We start from the raw sequence: 17,993 nt of genomic DNA on the forward strand, positions 1-17,993 counted from the left end.
GCGACTCGTGGTACCCAGACTGAAGAAATGCACCGACCCCCTCGCCAACGGGTCAGGAACTCGGGCGTACCAGGTGAGGATACCCTTTGACTTGTGTCTTATAGGGGCTCTTTATGAGCGGAGATAAAACCAGTAGATTACGAAGTGAGGATGAGGAAATGATTACAGAAAAAGAGGCATCTGAAATTGCCGAAAAAGAAGTAAAGGCAAAGGGATATTTTTCGTACAAGTCGCTAAAAAAGAATGAGAAGTATGGCTATGTTTTCTTATTCCATTTTAACGACCCGTTAAAAAAACATCCTATGCCAACTGGTCTACCGATTGTTGGGTATGTAAAAGATGGAAAAATAGAGTATGTAACAAACAAGAACTTAATCTTCAAGTTGATTAGAAGTTAAGACCTCTTGGTTGCTTTTTTCGCTTTTGACAACGCTTTTATCATATTGGGGTTTATAAAGCTGTTGTCGATTTTTATAACGCTTACTTCGTTTAGCACAAAGTCTAGAACATCGTCCTCAAGTTTAACGATTTCTCCACTTTGCGGGTCATAAGGAAATGATTTCCCATTTTCTGTAATGAAAGAAATGACGTGGGCATCACCATCAAGCCATGCGTTGTAAATTTCGTAGATACCGTCCTCTTTTGTCTGTTCGTCTTATAGGGGCTCTTTATGAGCGGAGATAAAACTGAAATGGGTCGCGAAGTCCTTGGGGCTCGATGTCGCCAAACGTATCTGGAAGAAGTTCGCGGGCAACCATGTAGCCTGCCCAGCCCGGATGACGCCCAACGCAGTGCGCCGCTATATGCGCGACAATTTCGACAAGCCCGTCCACCAGCTTGCGTTTGAAACGGGTCTCAGCGAGCGAACGATCTACAGGTATATGAACGTGGTTGAAAAGAAGCCTGAAAACAAAGGGCAACTGAGCCTGTTCTAGGGTCATTTGAGACCTCCTTTCTTTTTCATTTCATCGACGATTCTGTTTGCCAGGATATCCTTGATCTTGGTTTCGTCCTCTTCCTGGAGAAGCATGTAGGGGCGGGCGGGGATGTTTGCGCCCGGGTGGTGGGCACTCTTGCGGTAGAATACCGTGCCGCCCACGGTGAAACGGAGTGCCTTGCGGTTCTTGGCCTTGATGTCGTGCGCGGGGATTGAGCCGCCGAACTGGTGGATGTGGGCGTATTTCTGGGGGCCGGTCATGACAGTTACGGCGTTGCCGTCATTGTCGAGCTCGTAGTGGATGTTTTTCATCAAAGCTCCGGTGCCAATTAATGTCTTTCCCCTGGGCTTTTTCGAGCTGGGCCACCGGACGGGTCGGCCACCTTCGCGGAAGTTCTGCTTGACGCTCTTTGTCACAAGGTTGCCGATAGCCGCCATGGCGGGCTTCAAGTCGCTTGCCGTCCGCTTCGCAATATCGATAATTTCGTTGAATTTATCGATTTTTACGTCTGCGTTGATAAAATTTGACATGGGGTATTGACTTCCGTGACAAAAAAGTGTATATTATGGGTATAAGAATTGGCCTGTGAAGCGAGAACCGTGATTCGTGTGAGTGGAGCAGGTAGCCAGGTGTTTCGTCACGGCGAGCATACTGCCTCCATTTAAAACTTCCTGAAAATACATTTACCCTTCCTTGCTGTACTGCTATCTTTGTAGCCGGTCCAGATGGTAAAACCCTCGAAAATACCTGAATTGGCAATGACTTCAATCGTAAATTCTTCGCCGTCAACCTTGAATCTGTTGTAGAAGGCTGTTCGAATAGCGCGTTTATTCGTTCCGGTGCTTTTTAGATACTGGACTCGTATTTCGGCTGGGTTTTTCAGGGTTTCCAGGAACATCGGCAAGAGTCTTTCGCGATGCTGTTTTGCCCTTTTACCATCCGTGATGTGATTTACGAAATCTTCGATGTGTTCTCTTTTGATAATGGTCTCGTAATGGAAGCCGGTCTTCTGGTTTTCGAATGGTATGGACACCTTTGCATCTTTGCCTTTGGGCAAGCCAATGGCTTCACTCATCTTGTCGGTGAAGTTTTCCTTTGTGATGCTTTTGTCTGGTGCAAACTTCTTGTTTTCAAGTCTTATAGGGGCTCTTTATGAGCGGAGATAAAACGGAAGTTCTGGCGGACGCTTTTGACTACCAGGTTGCCGACGGCAGCCATGACGGGCCTTGTATTTACCGAATTTCGCCGCATTATGGCGATTAGCGCGTTAAATTTGCCTATGTCTACGTCTGCATTGATAAAATCTGACATTTCCTATTGACTTCCGTTAAAAAAAGATGTATATTGAAAGGGCTCGATAGTCGTGATGGGCTGCAATCCCGTTTGAATGTCTTGAGAGAGTGCGGTTCCTTTGCAGAGGGCCGCCCTCTACCATTCTAGGGCTTCTGGTAAATAACGGTTCCTGTCATAGTTTTTCCTGCATCCTTGCTGTTTGCATAGCTTGTGTATAGTTTGAAGTCTTCACCGACACCGGAATCGTTCACGATTTCTACGAAATAGTCCTTGTTGTTGTATCTGAAACGTTTCCAAAAGACTGCGCGAATAGCGGACTTTCCGGTCTTCAAGCTCTTCATGAATTTGAGTCTTATAGGGGCTCTTTATGAGCGGAGATAAAACTTAAATTCAGGCCCGTGCGCCTTGCGGCGCTCCGGTCCCGTTCGCTCTAGGCCCAATAGGGCCTAGGCTCACTGGGAATCCTTGACGAGACGAACAGAGTAACCGTTCGACTTACTGTAGTAGTCCGAACCCATCGATGCGCCCGTATCGAAGCTACGGCTGGAGGCGTAGGAAGACGAGCTCTCAGAGGCCGTCCAGAAGTACGCGTAGCCGCCTAAAGTCTTATAGGGGCTCTTTATGAGCGGAGATAAAACTGGAGCTTTGCAGGTCCTTGGCGATGATTTTCATTGCCGTGGACATGTCTTTTGCCTTGTTATCGATGCCTTTTAGCGTGATTTTGCAATTTTTGTCATCGATTTCAGCATTGATCATTTGCATTTCTCCTGAAAAAGTGGTATATTAGGGGTATAGGATATGTGAGTAAGTGTAAAAGCCGGACACTTGGGTGGTCATACTAAGCTATGCTCATCGTATAATGGGAAGACGACGGTCCATTGACATATCCTATTTTTTTAATCTTATAGGGGCTCTTTATGAGCCGAGATGAAACGTAAAAATGCTGAAAACCTAAAAATGTAGGACTAAACACCGCAAAACACCCCGTTTAGTCCTATGCTGGAGGCAGTTCGCGCCACAAAACAGCCGGCAATTCTGCGTGCGGTAGGACTAAACATCACAAAACAAGCCTTTTAGTCCTATTTTCAAAGCGTTCAGCCAACATTTCTTGTCGCAAGAGCCCCGCATGACCCCGGCAATTCTGCGCGCGGTAGGACTAAACGCCACAAAACACCCCGTTTAGTCCTATATAAGTTCTTCAGGAGCGAAATTTCACCCCCGTCCCCGTCGCATTGTAAACCTTTTGCAATAAACAACATCAAAAACGCCCTAAAAAGGGCGTTTTTCGCGTATTTCGCGCATTTTCACGTTGTAAGTGTTGTAAACCTTTACAATGGAATTTGGCCCGACCTACTCCCCACAGGGCCCGAATAAATCTACTTTAAACTCAGAAACCAAACATCCCATACACCAACAACGGCATCCCTTCGCGGGGTGCCGTTGTGGTTTATACAGGCTTGCGCTAGGCGGCGCAGTTTTTCAGGCTGCGCTATTTGCCACACGCCATTTTTCTGAAATTACCGGCCGCCGACGAGAATCTGGTCGACCTTGATGCTCGGCTGGCCCACAGTCACAGGAATGTGGCCCGAAGAGGCTCCGCAAATGCCCGCGGCCTGCTCGAAGTCGCTGCCGACCATGCTGATGCGGGGCATAATCTCGTGCCCCTTGCCGATGAGGGTCGCGCCGCGCACCGGTTCGCAAATCTTGCCGTTACGGATAACGTAACCTTCATCGACAGCGAAGTTGAACTCGCCTGTCGCGGGGTTCACGGAACCGCCTGCCATGCGGGCAGCATAAAGCCCGTTATCTACACTCGCGATCATGGAATCGAGCGTATCTTTACCGGGGGCTATAAACGTGTTGCGCATGCGGCTCACCGGCGCATACTTGTAGCTTTCGCGCCGAGCCGAACCCGTGCGGGCAATGCCCACTTCTGCGGCACCCACGCGGTCACTCATGTAGGTCTTCAATATGCCATTTTCGATAAGCGTCGTACGCTGCGTGAGCATCCCCTCGTCATCGTACTTGAGGCTCCCCCACACGCCGTCCATCGTGCCGTCGTCTATTGCGGTAAGGCACGGCTGGCCAATCGCCTCGCCAATCTTGCCGCAGAAGGGGCTTGCGTTCCTGCGTACGGATTCCGTTTCGAGCGGGTGCCCGCACGCCTCGTGGAATATCACGCCACCGAACCCGTTGCCCATCACCACGGGCATCTGGCCGCCCGCAATGTAGCCCGCATCGAGCATGCGGACAACGCGTTCGGCACACTCCGTCGCGATTTTTTCGGGAGAGTAATTCTCCAGCAGTTCGTAACCGCCAAGCGCCCCGGGGGCCTCGTGTGTCGTGAGCCTCTCGGAGCCATCGCTTGCAGTAACCGTCACGTTCACGCGAACCCTGGAACGGTCCAGCACAAGGTTCAGGCCCTCGCTGTTCATAATCGTGATAGACGAGCACACGTCGGTCACCGTAGACCCGACCTGTGCAACTTTGTCCGAAACGCTACGCGCCGCCTTGTCGGCACGGAACAAGAAATCCTGCTTGACCGCCTGGCCCAGCAGGCGCGGATCCTTGAACGCCGCCATATTGAAGTCGCTCACGCGCTTTTCGGGGCGCAGTTCAAACGGAACGCTCGATGCACCCGCCTTCGCGATACGCCCGAAGGCAAGCGTCTGCACCAGCTTTACAAGGGCTTCTTCACTGTCGTCGCTCGTGAAACCATACAGCACCTCGGTCCCGTACAGGAGGCGGATTCCAATACCATATTCCGTACCCGCCGTAGCGGTCTCTATATGGCGGTCCTTGAGCCCGAGCACAGAACTGCGGGTCTCTTCCTCGAAAATTTCCACAAAGTCGGCGCCGGCATTCCTGCCCGCCTCGAAAATCTTCACAGCGACTGACGGATTCACGCTAGACCTCGCCGTTCATCTTCTTGCGCACAGGGATACCAGCCGCAAGCATTTCCTTCTTGATTCCGGGAACCGTGTAATCGCCAAAGTGCACCATCGACGCGACCAGCGCCGCATCTGCAGCAGTCTTGCGGAACAGGTCCACAATGTGCGCAGGGGTACCCGCGCCACCGCTTGCAATCACCGGCACCTGCACGGCACGTGCCACCTGGTCGGTAATGTTCAGTTCGTACCCGTTGCGCACGCCGTCGGTATCGATGGCGTTCAGGCAGATTTCGCCCACGCCCAAATCCTCGGCCTTCTTCGCCCACTCGACGGCATCGATGCCCATCGCCTGGCGGCCACCGCGGATATACACTTCGTAACCGCTCTTGAACTTGTCCGAAACGCCCAAGAACTTCGCGTCCATGCCGAGCACCACGCACTGGCGTCCGAACGCCTTCGCGCCATCAGCTATGATTTCGGGGTGCAACACGGCGAGGCTGTTCACGCTCACCTTCTCGGCACCGGCCAACAGGGCCTCGTGCATGTCGTCGAGGTTACGGATACCGCCACCCACCGCAAACGGGATAAACACGCGCTTTGCAATCTGGCGAATCATTTCCATGTCACACGGGCGGTTCTCGGCGCTCGCGGTAATATCGTAGAACACGAGTTCGTCCACGCCGTCGGCACTGTACTGCGCGCCCATCTCCACGGGGTCGCCAATGTCGATATTTCCCTTGAACTTGACGCCCTTCGTGACCTTGCGGTTACGGACGTCGAGGCAAACGATTAAGCGTTTAGTAAGCATAATAATAGACAGGTCACCCTATGCAATAGTGAAGAATCCAGTTTTATCATCCACAGCTGGATCCTTCGACTTCGTGCTACGCACTACGCTCAGGATGACACTTCAAAACCCTGAATTATAGATTGCGGTCAATAACACCCTTGACGGTCGCCTTGGGCACGGCACCCACCACGTTCCCGACTTCCACGCCGTTCTTGAACAGCTTCATGTTCGGGATGTTCGTGATGCCGAAGCGAGCGCAGATATCCTTCGCGCCATCGCTGTCTACGTCCATCTTCGCGATAATGGCCTTGCCGTTGTATTCGTCGGCGAGTTCATCGATAATGGGGCCCATCATCATGCAGGGGCGGCACCAGGTCGCCCAGAAATCAACGAACACCAACTGGCCAGACGAAATGGCCTTGTCAAAATTTTCTGCTGTAAGGTGAATTGCAGGCATAGTAAACTCCGATTTTTTCCCTTAAAATAGAAAATTCGGACTAAAAAGCGTAGCCTATCGCGTAGTTGAGGTCTATACCGAAGCCCGATTCAGCGACCTTGTCGGCATCGCCGTCGTCGATATCGTTCGAAGACATCATCGTGTAGCCAAATCCTAATTCCGAGAACATGACTACGTGACCGCTCTGGATCTTCAGTCCCAGATAGCAGGCAAAAATGAAGGCGGACGCTTCACCGGACGAAGAACTGCGATGATTGTAGTAATCGCTATCATAGTCAACAGAAACGCTCTCGTAGCCGATTTGCGGCGACACGTAAAAACCCTTGTGGCCTTCATTGAAATAGAACCGCACCCCCTCGTAGAGCCCGTAAGCAAAAATATCTCCGTCGGCAAAACTCGCCCACATCAGTTCCGGGCGTGAGGAGAGCGAGAACCTCGAGGAAAGGTTGTTCTCCACAGTAAATGTAACCCAGGGCACCCCGAATATAGTGGTAAAGACAAGCAACGATACGGGATGGATGGAAATCGACCAGCGGGTATTGGGGAGGGTGGGTTCAGGTTGCGACGGAGCGGCCTGGGTCGAAATATGCTCGTCGGAGGACGCAGTGGGCTGGTCAGAGCCATAGTTCGACCAGTTGTTTCCCTGGGCTCCAGCAAAAATGGCAAGGAGCAGCGCTACAACAGCAATGCGTTTAATCATTTGTTCTCCTTTTTATATACAACTTTGCCCAAAATCTAGCAAACTCAGTAAATCAAGCGCATTTCGTCGGCCCAGAGAGTCGCCCCGACAGAGCCCTTGTACAGGTTCCCGAGTGCACTGGAGGCCATCACCACGCGGATATGCGTCACGTCGAAATCATCCGGAGAATCCGTCGGGTCTAGGTGGTTATCAATACCATTCTTGTTCTTGAGTCCCTTCGTAAGTACGCTCGAATTGTATATTGGAGAACTATCGTAGGGTAAGCCATACTTGAACGCAAGCCGGATTGTCTTGTATCCTTCGCGCTCCGCATCGGTAATGGAAACCACGTCCGGGTCATCCTCGCTCTCGACAGTCGTCGCACGGTACCAGGCCGAAGCGACCATCGTGTTTACGTCGCTTGAGGTACGGTACTGGTTCTTGCCCTCGTTACTCGTGCGGCTGCGATTTTCAAGAATTACATACAAATCACAGGAATCCTTCTTACCATCATACTTTACGTCAAACTCCACATACTTGGGCCTGCCATAGAACGGCCTTCCAAAATCGATAAGTTCATTGCCATCCTCATAACCCGCCATACTGATAGCGCTCACGCCCTTGGGATTAAAATAGGCAACAAGCATATTACCGCTAGCAAACTTGATAACCGCTGTCTGGGATTCCATCTTTATGACACTTTTACCTTCGGCATTGGTAGTCAGTTCCTTTGCATAGCTGTTGTTGCCATTATCCCAGCCATCTATATCGTTCATGTTATTAAAATCATCCTTGACCCAGGTATTAAAATCGCTACCCGGATACTGGTAGCCCGCCTTCACGGTGTAGGTACGCTCGACGCCATCGTTTTCCAGCGTCACCTTCAATCCGCGTGCAAAGTTGTAGGACTCGCCCACCTTCACGCTTGCCGTAGCGCCGTCCGAAAGTTCCAGCCCCTTTATTTCGAGGTCGCGCAAGTCCAAATCAATCGCGTAATTCATATTCAGGAATACCGTACCGGCATCCTGGTCAATTTCAGCCTCAACTTCACCCGCACCGGCAATAAGCCTCAGGAGTTTCGGGGCATTCGCGGGAACCGCCACCGAAGACGATGATTCAGGCTCGTCGCCACCCGCCGAAGAATTGCCGTCGCCGCTGCTGGCAGAATTATCCCCCTTCACAGAAGAGGAACTGCCGGCAGGTTCCTTGCTGCTGCTCGACGCATCGCTCTTGCCCGAAGAAGAATCGCCCGTCTTGGAACTGCTGGAACCTTCCTTCACGGAAGACGAACTGGACTTTGCATCCGTATCGCCGGACTCCTTATTCGATGATGAAGACTTCACCTTCTTCTCGGGGATTTCAAACACGACCTGCCACAGCGAAGGAATCCCGCTTTCGGAAACGAGCATCAGGTAAACCGTCCCGCTTGAAGGAATGCGCACCTTGTCGCCCTCGTGCAGGCGGTCCTTCACATACGAGAGTTCCTGCGCCAGCGAATCCAGCGCGGCGGAATCGCTCGGAAACTCCTTGAACTTGCCATCGACCAGGTGGAGCGTCGCCATGGAGCTTATATCGAGCAGGGAAATCGTCGCGGAGTCCCAGGTTTCAAGACTATCGGGAATCTCGTCAAGACTCACGACAATCTTGTGTTCGTCCGCATAGAGCATTGCCCCACTTTCGCCCTCCTCGAAAGCGATTTCATTGAACACGCGGTAATCGGACTGCCCGAAGGTATCGTAGTCGGCAGTACAGCCGAAGAGGGCTGCGCACAGGAAAGCCGCCAAAAGCCATTTCAGAGAAAGTCCATTCTTAAACATTTTCATCTCTTTCTCCTAGTATATCAGTTTAAAATCATCCAACACGAGCGCTGAATTTTCGCCGCCGCGGTACTTACCCGAATTGCCGACCAGTCCGCCACACACAACATGCGCGTACGCCGAAGAAGCGAACATCACGTGAATCGAGGTCACTTCCTCTTCACCCGTCCCGAGCGAAAGGCCTTCGGCGACGGGATATTCGCCCGAAAGCAGCCCGAACGGGTCCTTGCCGTAAGAAAGTTCAACCGTACGGGATTTCATTTCCACGCTGGCCTCGTCCGAGAAGGCGCCGGTCGCAACCACCTTGCCGTTCTTGCCCACGAGCATCACGTACACGAGGCTCTTTTGCGGGTAATCCGTAGACTCGTTCGCCACATGGCTGTAGGAATACTTCACCGTGAATGCGGTCGGGCGCGCCGTAAACGGCTTGCCAAAAGTCATGTCCTTCGAAATGTCGGAACAGCCCGTAGAGGGGGTGCCTCCGTCAGAGCCCTGCTCGTAGATATCCAGCGCAGTTTCACCCGCATAGGATCCAGCAAAGTAGAAGCCACCCGCCATCTTCCAGCTACCATCAATAAACAAGAATGAACCTTCCACCTCGCGGGTTGTAATAGTCGCCATACCGCCATTGAATTCAAGATTCGCCTCCGAAGTGACCTTTATGGCGGCAGACGTCTTCTCCGTCGCCATCGCATCGCTCGTGGTGGCCCAGAAGTCGTTGCGGGCGCTGAAATCGGAGCCAGGCAGTTGCGGTTCCTCACGTTCGCTGCTCGAAGATTCGGCAACACTGCTGGAGGATTCTGCGGAAGAACTGGATTCGGAAACCTCACTGGACGAAGATGCATCCTCCGACGAACTCGAAGCAATCTCGCTGCTCGAGGCAGGAGCAACAGAAGACGAAGAACTTTCCGCGGGCTTCTCGCTCGAGGAACTCTCCGCCTTTTCACTGCAGGAAGAAACCTTCTCGGCATCGCTTGACGACTTAGGTTCGGCGCTGCTCGATGAAGGCGCCACACTGCTCGAAGATTGCACTTCGGGCAAGCTCACCGTCCAGACGGCAATCACGCGGTTCGCATCGTCAAGCACGACAAGCCTAAGGCCTTCCTCGCCAATTTCAAGTTCCGTTCCGGTACTTACCGGGTTATCCCAGTCGATTTCGGGGTCCACCGGGTCGTCGTCGAGCGCAAGGTAGCACTTGTTGCCGCCAAGAGCCGCAATGTTATCGACCTTGAAGGACGATGTGCCCTCGGGGAGCACAATCGAGCGCGACTCCACATCGATTTCGGCATCATCGACATTTTCAAAAAGCTCGGACAGGTCAGGAGCGGCAACCTGCGTTTCCGTTTCGCCGGAACAGGCCCACAGGCCAAATGCCAGCGAGCACAGCGCCCCCGCGATAAACGACTTCATTTTCCCGTGAAACTCAAACCGCATAGCAAACCCCTAGAAGAACATCACCAGCGAGAAATCCAGCGCCAGGAGGTTTATGGTGAAATTCACGATATTGTACACAAAGCGGCTGCTCGTCTCGTCGTTCTCTTCCACATCGATAATGCTGGAACTCAGGCCGAGCAAGCCCACCGAGGTTTCGAACGCGAACCGGTCCAGCACCATCACGCAGATACCCGGATTGAGGCCCGCCTTGATAGACCAGCCCCTGTTGCGGGTCTTCTTCATGTCCTCGCCGTCATCCGTCTGCGAAATGCCGTAGGAATACTCCACCGAAACAGAAGTCTCGTTGAACAGATAGAAGATGCGGGAATCCAGGACCTTCAGGTAGTTTTTCAGGAGCGGCTGCACAAAGAACCCGTTGCTCACGTACTTGCGGCGCTCCTTCACGTCCATAAGGTCTTCCATGAGCGAGAAATCGATATCGAACCAGGTGCGCGAATACCCGGCACGCAAGCCGAGCGCCATGGCATCGCGGATAAAGTACCCGCCAAAAGCCTCCACCGTGAACGTGTAGCCGTAGGCCTCGTAAACATCACCAATGAGAATATTCAGCGCATCGTCCTCGGTATTCGCCTGGATAAGCGAGAGCGTCGTGCCCGCATAGAAATGCCCCTTCGATATCGACTCGTCAGGTTCTATCGGGAAAAGCGCATCCAGCAGACCAGCCTTCTTCGCAGGCTTTGCAGAATCGGTCACAACCGGGGCCGTTTCCGGGACAGTTACCGCAACAGGAGCCTCTGCAACCTTGGATTCCTGAACCGGAGCAGATTCCGCCGGTTCAGCCTCCGGCACAGCATTCTCTACCGCCGTGGCTTTAGTTTCGGCCTGTGCGGAATCCGGAACTATGTCCTGGGCTAGCGCGGGCAAAAAGGCAAAAAACAGGGAAATAACAAAGGCGGCTTTTCTCATATACTTTAATTTACATTATTATAAAGCAACGAGGAGCCGCCTACCCAGCGTATGTGAGGAATTTCAACTAATTCTAGCGCGCTATTCCACGTCCTTTACGCAGCGCACGGCATAGCCGAAAGATTTCATGTAGGATTGTTTTTGAAGAAGGTGATCTCCGGCATAGTAATACCCTTCAAAAGCAGAACTACCGGCGTCCTCTTCAACAAGCCAGAAACGGGCATATCCATCGTATTTCACGACGCCATTGCCGTTCCGTTCCCCAGTCGGGAGCATACCGGCGGCATCGAAGGATACAGAGCCATCGTTAAGTGCATACCCGAGCCAGTTCCAATCAGCCTTTTTCGGAAGGCGCCACCCTTCCGGGCAAATTCCGCGCACCTGTTTTTCCGATTCAAAACATACTTTTGTCGCACATTCCAAGTCGTTCACGGCAGCGGCATAGGTGTAGAGGTTTCCTTCTTCGCAGCGTTCCCCGCGTTCGCCAATGCACGCCGTATTCCCCACAAGCGCAGGCGTTGCGGTTGAATCCGCGTAGCGCAGGTTTTCAGCCATCCAGATAATAAACTCGTTCACCTGCACAACGCGGTACATGTTGCCGTCACGTTCATCGGTAATCTGTTCCAGGCTGTTCCAATCTTCGCCGTGACTGTAGGGATCCCACGCCGAAGACGATGAAACGGAAGAAGACGAGACCTCCGACGAAGACGAAGAAACCTCGCTCGACGACGATTCCGCAGAAGAGGAACTTTCCACGGACGAACTTGAACTTTCCTCAGACGAACTCGAGGAAACGCTCGAACTGCTCGGAGTCGGGACTTCGACAAACTTGTCGAGTTTCACCTCGCCCGCATCGGCAACGCACCTTACCGCATACCCGTATTCCTTCCGGTAGCTTTGGACTTTCAAGCCAACGCCTTCGATATAAAATTCGTATGCACTTTCCGGATCGGTGCCACCGGTTTCTGTCGCAGACCAATACCGAGCAACTTCGTCGTGTTTGGTCCCCTGGTAAAACCATTCACCGGTCGGGTAAGCCGAGAAACCGTAATCGTCCGTTCCGAAATTGTACGTATGCCACCCACCAAGGGCACGGAGAGTGTTCGCATTACCGTCCACGTATGACGATAGCGTTTTCCATTCATGGATTTCCGGCAAGTGCCAGCCCTCGGGGCAAATTCCGCGATGCGGGTATTCAATCCCTTCGCATCTTTCGTGAACCTGGCAACGGTCGTCTTCCATTGCAGAATAGAACGAATAAAGCCTCTTGTCTCCGTCGCATGCGCCCTTTTTCCCAGTAGTCATGCACACGGAGAGGAGCCCGAACTGCAAATCTTCGGAATAATAGCGAAGGTCTTCGGCCATCCACACTTGCGAGCCGATTACAGCCACGCGGTAAACGTTCCCGTCGCGCTTGTCCGTAAAGGCATTGAACGAGGAACCTTTCACATAAGATTCTATCAGGGAACTGCTGGACCCGACGGAAGAACTCGAGGCCAGCGAAGACGAACTCGCCCCCCTCGCAGAAGAACTGGAAGCGTCATCAGAACTATCGGGAACGACCGGGCCCGCCTTTCCGTACGGGGCCTGCAAAAAATCTGAGCCGTCGTCGCCGCAGGCAACGAACGATAGCGTGCAACAGGCAAAAGAAATAGGAAAAAGCGCCTTATAAAAACTGTTCATCATTCCTCCTTTTCTTGCAAAAATATAGCAACGCAATTCCAGTCTATTTTTTCTTAAATCTCAAATAAAGCCCCTCTATTTCGGAGCGGAACGCCTTGAACAGGCTCAGGCCATCCAGCGCGTCGGCAAAGTACTCCACTTCCAGCGACTTGGGGGCATCTACGTCCGCGTTTTCCATGTCGCTTGTCATTTGTATGTAATTCGTGGGGTCGGCCACCACCACGACAAGCATAGTCCAGTCCGCAGTTGCAGGCATCGAGAAATCGACGACAAAGTCAAGCACAAGCTTGCCCTTGACCATGCTCGCCTTGAAGTTCCTGATTTTCCGGGCCTTCAAGAAGTCAGAACCCGCCTGTACGTAGTTGTAGTAGTTGTTCTTCTCGATAGGGCCAAGGATTGCCGTTTGCAGCGGGGGCTGTTCATCCGCCGAAATTTTCCCGTCGCCGTTATTGTCGACGGACGAAAGCATTGCTGCACTGTAGATTTCGTCATAGGACCAACGGTTTTCGACACCAACAAAGCCGGTCGCATCGTAGAGGACCTTCACCTTGACATCGGCAAAAACATGCGGATGCGCAAAGGCCTGCACGGCAAACACCGCTACAAGCGAGACAAACAGCAACAATCCGCGCATAGCATGGCCCCCGCTAGAAGGCAAACACGACACCCGCCACGAGTAGACCCGCACCGATTACGCCAAGGCCAATGCCTACCGCCGCCTTCGTGTCGCCGGACTTGTTCAGGTCGTGGTTGTCCTTGATGAGCCGCTGGGCCTTCTCGCTGTCGAACACGGAACGGTTGTATTCGTGCTTCTTGTCGGCAGCGTCGCTCCAGTTGCGTTCGGCAAGGTACCAGAGCACCCCGCCCGCAAGGATAGGCGCAATGGAACTCCACAGGAGCACCTTGCCCACGCGGCGGTCGCTGCGCTTCTGGTTGAATTCCCTCTGCCCCTGGATATACTCGATATCGTCTATCGGCTGCAGTTCCACGTTGATGAAGTTCGGCATGAACGCCTTGATTTCGGTGGTAATGGAGGTGTCGCGGTAGCCCACCTTGCGGAAGAACAGCTGCATCTGCGGTTGCGGCTTCACGTCATCCACGATGAGGTCGGTCATGTAGTCGGGGAAGCGGTTTATCGTAGGTTCCTCGCCCACGTACACTTCGACCGCCTCCGGGTTCGTGCTGAGCGTTATCCTCGTGGAGGGGCGCTGCACCGGGATTTCCACCTTGTTCAGGCTATCCGCGTTGATCTTCACGGTAGCCGTGCCCCACCATTCCACGTCGCGCAGGACCTTCATCACGGAAATCGTGTACTTGCCCGGCTTGATGTTCTTGATGGTGTCGGGAGCAACCTGCATAAGCGCAATCCCGTTCACGAACAGCGAGCACGCCTCCGGGTTCGAAGTAACGAGCAGGTTCGCCTTTCCGGGAGGGTACAGTTCCATCTCCTCTTCCTCGTCCTTCACGACGGGCACCACGTAGTTCGAGAGCGAAAGGTCTATCATCACCTTGTCTTCGAGGTTGTACAGGCGCTTGAGGTCAAGCCTGAAAATCTTGATATACGGGTTCTCGACCACGTTTGCAAGGCTATCCCTGATTTCACGTTCGCGGATTTCGGCCTCGACCTTCGCGACCTCTTCCATCTTGAGGCGTTTTTCCTCTTTCTCGAGAGCCGCCTCGAGGTCGTCCTCGGCATCGGCGGCAATCTCGGCAGCCTTCGCGGCCTCGGCTGCGGCAATGGAATCGGCGACGGCGGCGGAATCAGTCTTCGCGGCAAGGGAATCTTTCACCGCGTCGGTCATGATGACCTCGGCGGGCTTCTGCGGTTCAGGCTTGTCGTCGTCCTCGAATTCTTCCTCTTCCTCGACCTTCTGGCCGTTACTTTCCTGGAGCGCAACCGCCTCCTCGTCGCGGATTTCTTCCAGCACCTTCTGGGCGGCATCGTCCGGGGCACGCAGGTAGACGGTATCCTTCTCAATCTTCACGAAGATGGCTTCCTGTTCCACGGAATCACCCACAAGGAAGTAGCGGACGGGCACCTCGCGGGTCGTAGCCGTATCGGCGGGGTTCACGACAGCAGCCTTCGGGGCCGGGGCGGCAGCAGGGGCCGGAGTAGCAGCGGGAGCGGGTGCTGGTGCGGGTGCCGGGGCAATGGCCGGAGCGGCCTCAGGCGCTGGGGCATCCTGTGCAAAGGGTACGGAAAAACACGTCGCACAAAGTACGACCAAAAACACGAAAAGGCTAATTCGTTTCTGCATACCCTAAAGATATATAAAAAAGCGGGAAATGGAACCAATGGTAATTAGTTATTAGTCACTAGTCATTGGTTATTGGTTGCTAGATAGGCGGAAATTTGCTTTTTTCACCTTTATCTAGGTCTTTACTTAGCATTTATACGATGGATTTCGCTACCAACTTTCACAAGGTACACCCCTGATGCGGGCAAGGGTATATTTATAGAGCCCTGAACAATACCCTGACCAACAATTTGTCCAAGTGAACTGAAAATCTGATAACGAGTTTTCCGCTCATTTCGGACAACAATATTACGCTCCTTAACCAAAACCCAAGAATTAAAGACTTTTTCCATAACGGATTGATTTGACCTCAATCCCACCCTTCCGTTTTCTACAACGAAATCGTATTCTTTAGCAGCAGTCAGACCAAGACCGTATTCAGAAAATTCAAAGAAAACAACAACATAATCTCCATCATCCATATTTCGCACATTAAACGAAATATCGTCAGCCTTTGGTAACGTCGACTTTGCATGAGCCAATGCCGTTTCGTCTTTAACGAAAACAACATCATTCGTATCACTTGACAAGCTTTTGTTCGTCTGAATTATTTCGCCATCTTTTTTACAAACTGAATAGTAAAGGTCTTTCCCATAAATAAAATGATAGTAGAAAGGTTCAAAATCATCCTTCAGGCAGTCCTTTCGCAGAGAACAATTTGAGCGTATATCAAATGACCCACTACGATATATTGACGTATATATCATAGAAGATTTGACCTGCGGGCACGATTTCAACAAAGGAAATCTAACCGGGTTTCCGGGCTCAAAACAGTCATAATGATAATCTGGAGCAAAATAGAGGGTTCCATTCCACGATATCGGCCGTATATCGGTTTCACCATACGCAAACCCCATCAATCCTATCGGACGTTCCAAGGTGCTATCGCTTTTCGCATAAACAAGAATGTTTTCAGGAGCCCATTCGTCGTCATTCCACTTGTAGTAAAACCAGCCGGGATTTCCATCCTTATCAGGATACATTTCCCGCCGGTAGTTTGAATCACGAGCATCAACAACTACTGGTATTTCGTCAATCCATTCTCTGTAATCCGGTACTAGGACATAAAGCGTTTTGGAAAGATCTGCTTTATTGTAATCACCCCTACACGACTCACCACGGACATCCTGTATGTAGAACCCGTCGGTTTCTTCATAAAGCCGACAAAAATCATCTGATATATAAAAAAGAGAATCACGGCCAAAAGCCTCAAAAATAATCTTTATATAGATAGCCGATGCACTGTTAGGAGTCAACGGATCTACTAACATACTATCCTTTGCCGAATAAACAAGTATTTCTTCCGGCACTGAGTCAGTTTCCCACGAATAACTAAACCAGCCATCACCACCAGCATCCTGCATCTGGTGTCGAATTCCATCATTATTTTCAACAAGAAACGGATTACCCATCATCCAATTCCGAGAAGACGGAACCTGAACAAAAAAAGTTAACTGTTCTGATATAGAAAAAGAACTCATTATCAAAAGAAGTGCAACAAGTCTCTTCATATCACCTCCTGCAAATGGCATAAGACGGGTTTTCAATGGGATTATAATCTACTCGAATCATCTTCGTATATTGATGAACCGTAATATCCTTACAATAAATCGTAAGCAGTTCATCACGGTTCCTCTACTACCCCATTTATTTGAATATAAATTATTTTTTTTACAAAGTAAGCACACTTTGCATTAACATATTTTTACAAACGAATTTCGATTATCGATAACTACCCCTTCACGAGTCGGGCGCAGTATATGGGGCCACAGCCGTTGCACCTGTCGGGCAATATGTGCACCCCGCATTCGGTGCAGTCCGCCCCCTCGGGGAGGTTTTCGAGCGGTTCAACACGCATCGCGGGGCGTTTTTTCAGGATTCGCTTCACCACATCGTCGTTTTCTACGGGAGAGAGCGCGCAGGTGCCATACACGAGCGTTCCACCGGGTTTCAGGGCATCGATAGCGGATGCCAAGAGCCCGCCCTGTTCCACCGCAAGGCGCTTCACCCGCTTTACCGACCACACCTTGAGATGTTCCGGCGCATTGAGCACGTGCCTGTCCGAAGAACAGGGAGCATCGAGCAGAATCCTGTCAAAACTCTCCTTGCGGTGGAGCCCGAACTTCACGCCGTCGTAACCCGAGACGGTCACGACCTTCCGCCAATCTGCCGGCAGGGAATTCTCGATAACGTGCGAAAGGCGCAGCCTCCGGTCCGGAGAGCGGTCGTTACTTTGTAAAAAACCTTCCCCCGCAAGCATAGAGGCAATCACGAGCGTCTTGCCTCCGGGAGCGGCGCACATGTCAAGCACGCTATCGCCGGGGCGAACCCCGAGGGCGCGGGCGGCAAACACTGACGCTTCGTCCAGGTAATACGGTTCGAGTCCCTCGCCAAAGCGCAACTCCGTCGCGCGCCCCTCCCCCTTCAGGGATTCAAGGAGTACCGGCCAGCGTTCGCCAAACAGGTTCGTGAAGTAGTCAAAAAATTCCATACTAGTTGTTAGTCATTGGTCATTAGTCATTAGTCATTAGTCATTAGTCATTGGTCATTGGTCATTGGTCATTAGTCATTAGTCATTGGTCAATAGTTATTGGTTGCAATTCAATGACCTGTATATTTTCAAGATAAAAAAAACTCTCTGCTCAGGGGTATGAACAAAGAGTTTTCGTTGAGCTACCAGGATTCGAACCTAGACAAACAGAGTCAGAATCTGTTGTGCTACCATTACACCATAGCTCAGTGTGGGCACAACTTTAGAAAAAATTCTTCAGTTGTGCAAGGGGTAAT

General features: G+C 51.8%; 18 protein-coding genes and 1 tRNA gene. 2 read left to right on the forward strand and 17 right to left on the reverse strand.

From position 1 onward, the window contains the following. The first annotated feature begins 113 nt into the window (after window positions 1-113). Both BUB22_RS07515 and BUB22_RS17335 read left to right on the forward strand, forming a co-directional pair. A complete protein-coding gene (locus BUB22_RS07515) occupies window positions 114-398 on the forward strand; it encodes a hypothetical protein (protein WP_139258834.1) in 285 nt (94 codons plus the stop codon). Window positions 399-707: 309 nt separating this feature from the next. Continuing rightward, window positions 708-935, forward strand: a complete 228-nt coding sequence (locus BUB22_RS17335) for a hypothetical protein (protein ID WP_073114591.1) — start codon at window positions 708-710, stop codon at window positions 933-935. Window positions 936-937: 2 nt separating this feature from the next. On the opposite strand, the gene BUB22_RS07525 is transcribed toward BUB22_RS17335, so the two are convergent. The 17 genes from BUB22_RS07525 to BUB22_RS07600 all read right to left on the reverse strand — a co-directional run bounded on the left by BUB22_RS07525 (window position 938) and on the right by BUB22_RS07600 (window position 17,945). Beyond that, a complete protein-coding gene (locus BUB22_RS07525) occupies window positions 938-1,468 on the reverse strand; it encodes a phage virion morphogenesis family protein (RefSeq protein WP_073114592.1) in 531 nt (176 codons plus the stop codon). A gap of 131 nt (window positions 1,469-1,599) precedes the next feature. Further along, complete coding sequence (locus BUB22_RS07530; RefSeq protein ID WP_073114593.1) at window positions 1,600-2,013, reverse strand: PBECR2 nuclease fold domain-containing protein; 414 nt, start codon at window positions 2,011-2,013, stop codon at window positions 1,600-1,602. A gap of 361 nt (window positions 2,014-2,374) precedes the next feature. Next, entirely contained in the window at window positions 2,375-2,572 is a 198-nt protein-coding gene (locus BUB22_RS07535) for a hypothetical protein (protein ID WP_073114594.1), read from the reverse strand. A 265-nt stretch (window positions 2,573-2,837) separates the two neighbouring features. Continuing rightward, complete coding sequence (locus tag BUB22_RS16695; RefSeq protein WP_175547261.1) at window positions 2,838-2,987, reverse strand: hypothetical protein; 150 nt, start codon at window positions 2,985-2,987, stop codon at window positions 2,838-2,840. Between the two features lie 761 nt (window positions 2,988-3,748). Then, on the reverse strand, window positions 3,749-5,137 hold the full coding sequence (locus tag BUB22_RS07540; protein WP_073114595.1) for a TldD/PmbA family protein: 1,389 nt from the start codon (window positions 5,135-5,137) through the stop codon (window positions 3,749-3,751). Window position 5,138: 1 nt separating this feature from the next. Next, window positions 5,139-5,930, reverse strand: a complete 792-nt coding sequence (gene hisF, locus BUB22_RS07545) for an imidazole glycerol phosphate synthase subunit HisF (RefSeq protein ID WP_073114596.1) — start codon at window positions 5,928-5,930, stop codon at window positions 5,139-5,141. 115 nt (window positions 5,931-6,045) lie between these two features. Then, window positions 6,046-6,369, reverse strand: coding sequence for a thioredoxin (trxA, locus tag BUB22_RS07550; RefSeq protein ID WP_073114597.1), 324 nt, complete (start codon window positions 6,367-6,369; stop codon window positions 6,046-6,048). A 40-nt stretch (window positions 6,370-6,409) separates the two neighbouring features. Then, window positions 6,410-7,069 (reverse strand): hypothetical protein, encoded by a 660-nt coding sequence (locus BUB22_RS07555; protein WP_073114598.1) that lies wholly within the window; start codon window positions 7,067-7,069, stop codon window positions 6,410-6,412. Between the two features lie 44 nt (window positions 7,070-7,113). Beyond that, window positions 7,114-8,871, reverse strand: a complete 1,758-nt coding sequence (locus BUB22_RS07560) for a PCMD domain-containing protein (protein ID WP_073114599.1) — start codon at window positions 8,869-8,871, stop codon at window positions 7,114-7,116. A 9-nt stretch (window positions 8,872-8,880) separates the two neighbouring features. Further along, window positions 8,881-10,299 (reverse strand): PCMD domain-containing protein, encoded by a 1,419-nt coding sequence (locus tag BUB22_RS07565; protein WP_139258836.1) that lies wholly within the window; start codon window positions 10,297-10,299, stop codon window positions 8,881-8,883. 9 nt (window positions 10,300-10,308) lie between these two features. Beyond that, entirely contained in the window at window positions 10,309-11,226 is a 918-nt protein-coding gene (locus BUB22_RS07570; protein WP_139258838.1) for an SPOR domain-containing protein, read from the reverse strand. Window positions 11,227-11,307: 81 nt separating this feature from the next. Further along, window positions 11,308-12,909, reverse strand: a complete 1,602-nt coding sequence (locus BUB22_RS07575) for an FISUMP domain-containing protein (protein WP_175547262.1) — start codon at window positions 12,907-12,909, stop codon at window positions 11,308-11,310. 43 nt (window positions 12,910-12,952) lie between these two features. Further along, the gene (locus BUB22_RS07580; protein ID WP_073114603.1) at window positions 12,953-13,543 is read right to left on the reverse strand and encodes a DUF1007 family protein; all 591 of its coding nucleotides are present in this window, start codon (window positions 13,541-13,543) and stop codon (window positions 12,953-12,955) included. A 13-nt stretch (window positions 13,544-13,556) separates the two neighbouring features. Further along, complete coding sequence (locus BUB22_RS07585) at window positions 13,557-15,167, reverse strand: hypothetical protein (protein ID WP_139258840.1); 1,611 nt, start codon at window positions 15,165-15,167, stop codon at window positions 13,557-13,559. A 122-nt stretch (window positions 15,168-15,289) separates the two neighbouring features. Further along, window positions 15,290-16,717, reverse strand: coding sequence for a hypothetical protein (locus BUB22_RS07590; protein WP_073114605.1), 1,428 nt, complete (start codon window positions 16,715-16,717; stop codon window positions 15,290-15,292). Window positions 16,718-16,938: 221 nt separating this feature from the next. Continuing rightward, window positions 16,939-17,697 carry an RsmB/NOP family class I SAM-dependent RNA methyltransferase gene (locus tag BUB22_RS07595; RefSeq protein WP_073114606.1) on the reverse strand — a complete coding sequence of 253 codons (759 nt, stop codon included), beginning with the start codon at window positions 17,695-17,697 and terminating at the stop codon, window positions 16,939-16,941. Window positions 17,698-17,874: 177 nt separating this feature from the next. After that, window positions 17,875-17,945: transfer RNA gene (locus tag BUB22_RS07600), tRNA-Gln, on the reverse strand. Window positions 17,946-17,993 lie beyond the last annotated feature (48 nt).

Source organism: Fibrobacter sp. UWCM, assembly GCF_900129735.1.
Classification (GTDB): Bacteria; Fibrobacterota; Fibrobacteria; order Fibrobacterales; family Fibrobacteraceae; genus Fibrobacter.

What these genes read in the sequence shown, in the direction of transcription:
- BUB22_RS07585 (WP_139258840.1), bottom strand. Translation starts at nt 15,167, where the DNA reads ATGCAGAAACGAATTAGCCTTTTCGTGTTTTTGGTCGTACTTTGTGCG.
- hisF (WP_073114596.1), bottom strand. Translation starts at nt 5,930, where the DNA reads ATGCTTACTAAACGCTTAATCGTTTGCCTCGACGTCCGTAACCGCAAG.
- BUB22_RS07560 (WP_073114599.1), bottom strand. Translation starts at nt 8,871, where the DNA reads ATGAAAATGTTTAAGAATGGACTTTCTCTGAAATGGCTTTTGGCGGCT.
- BUB22_RS16695 (WP_175547261.1), bottom strand. Translation starts at nt 2,987, where the DNA reads ATGATCAATGCTGAAATCGATGACAAAAATTGCAAAATCACGCTAAAA.
- BUB22_RS07570 (WP_139258838.1), bottom strand. Translation starts at nt 11,226, where the DNA reads ATGAGAAAAGCCGCCTTTGTTATTTCCCTGTTTTTTGCCTTTTTGCCC.
- BUB22_RS07535 (WP_073114594.1), bottom strand. Translation starts at nt 2,572, where the DNA reads ATGAAGAGCTTGAAGACCGGAAAGTCCGCTATTCGCGCAGTCTTTTGG.
- BUB22_RS07555 (WP_073114598.1), bottom strand. Translation starts at nt 7,069, where the DNA reads ATGATTAAACGCATTGCTGTTGTAGCGCTGCTCCTTGCCATTTTTGCT.
- BUB22_RS07575 (WP_175547262.1), bottom strand. Translation starts at nt 12,909, where the DNA reads ATGAACAGTTTTTATAAGGCGCTTTTTCCTATTTCTTTTGCCTGTTGC.
- BUB22_RS07595 (WP_073114606.1), bottom strand. Translation starts at nt 17,697, where the DNA reads ATGGAATTTTTTGACTACTTCACGAACCTGTTTGGCGAACGCTGGCCG.
- BUB22_RS07580 (WP_073114603.1), bottom strand. Translation starts at nt 13,543, where the DNA reads ATGCGCGGATTGTTGCTGTTTGTCTCGCTTGTAGCGGTGTTTGCCGTG.
- BUB22_RS07590 (WP_073114605.1), bottom strand. Translation starts at nt 16,717, where the DNA reads ATGAAGAGACTTGTTGCACTTCTTTTGATAATGAGTTCTTTTTCTATA.
- BUB22_RS07530 (WP_073114593.1), bottom strand. Translation starts at nt 2,013, where the DNA reads ATGAGTGAAGCCATTGGCTTGCCCAAAGGCAAAGATGCAAAGGTGTCC.
- BUB22_RS07515 (WP_139258834.1), top strand. Translation starts at nt 114, where the DNA reads ATGAGCGGAGATAAAACCAGTAGATTACGAAGTGAGGATGAGGAAATG.
- trxA (WP_073114597.1), bottom strand. Translation starts at nt 6,369, where the DNA reads ATGCCTGCAATTCACCTTACAGCAGAAAATTTTGACAAGGCCATTTCG.
- BUB22_RS07565 (WP_139258836.1), bottom strand. Translation starts at nt 10,299, where the DNA reads ATGCGGTTTGAGTTTCACGGGAAAATGAAGTCGTTTATCGCGGGGGCG.
- BUB22_RS07525 (WP_073114592.1), bottom strand. Translation starts at nt 1,468, where the DNA reads ATGTCAAATTTTATCAACGCAGACGTAAAAATCGATAAATTCAACGAA.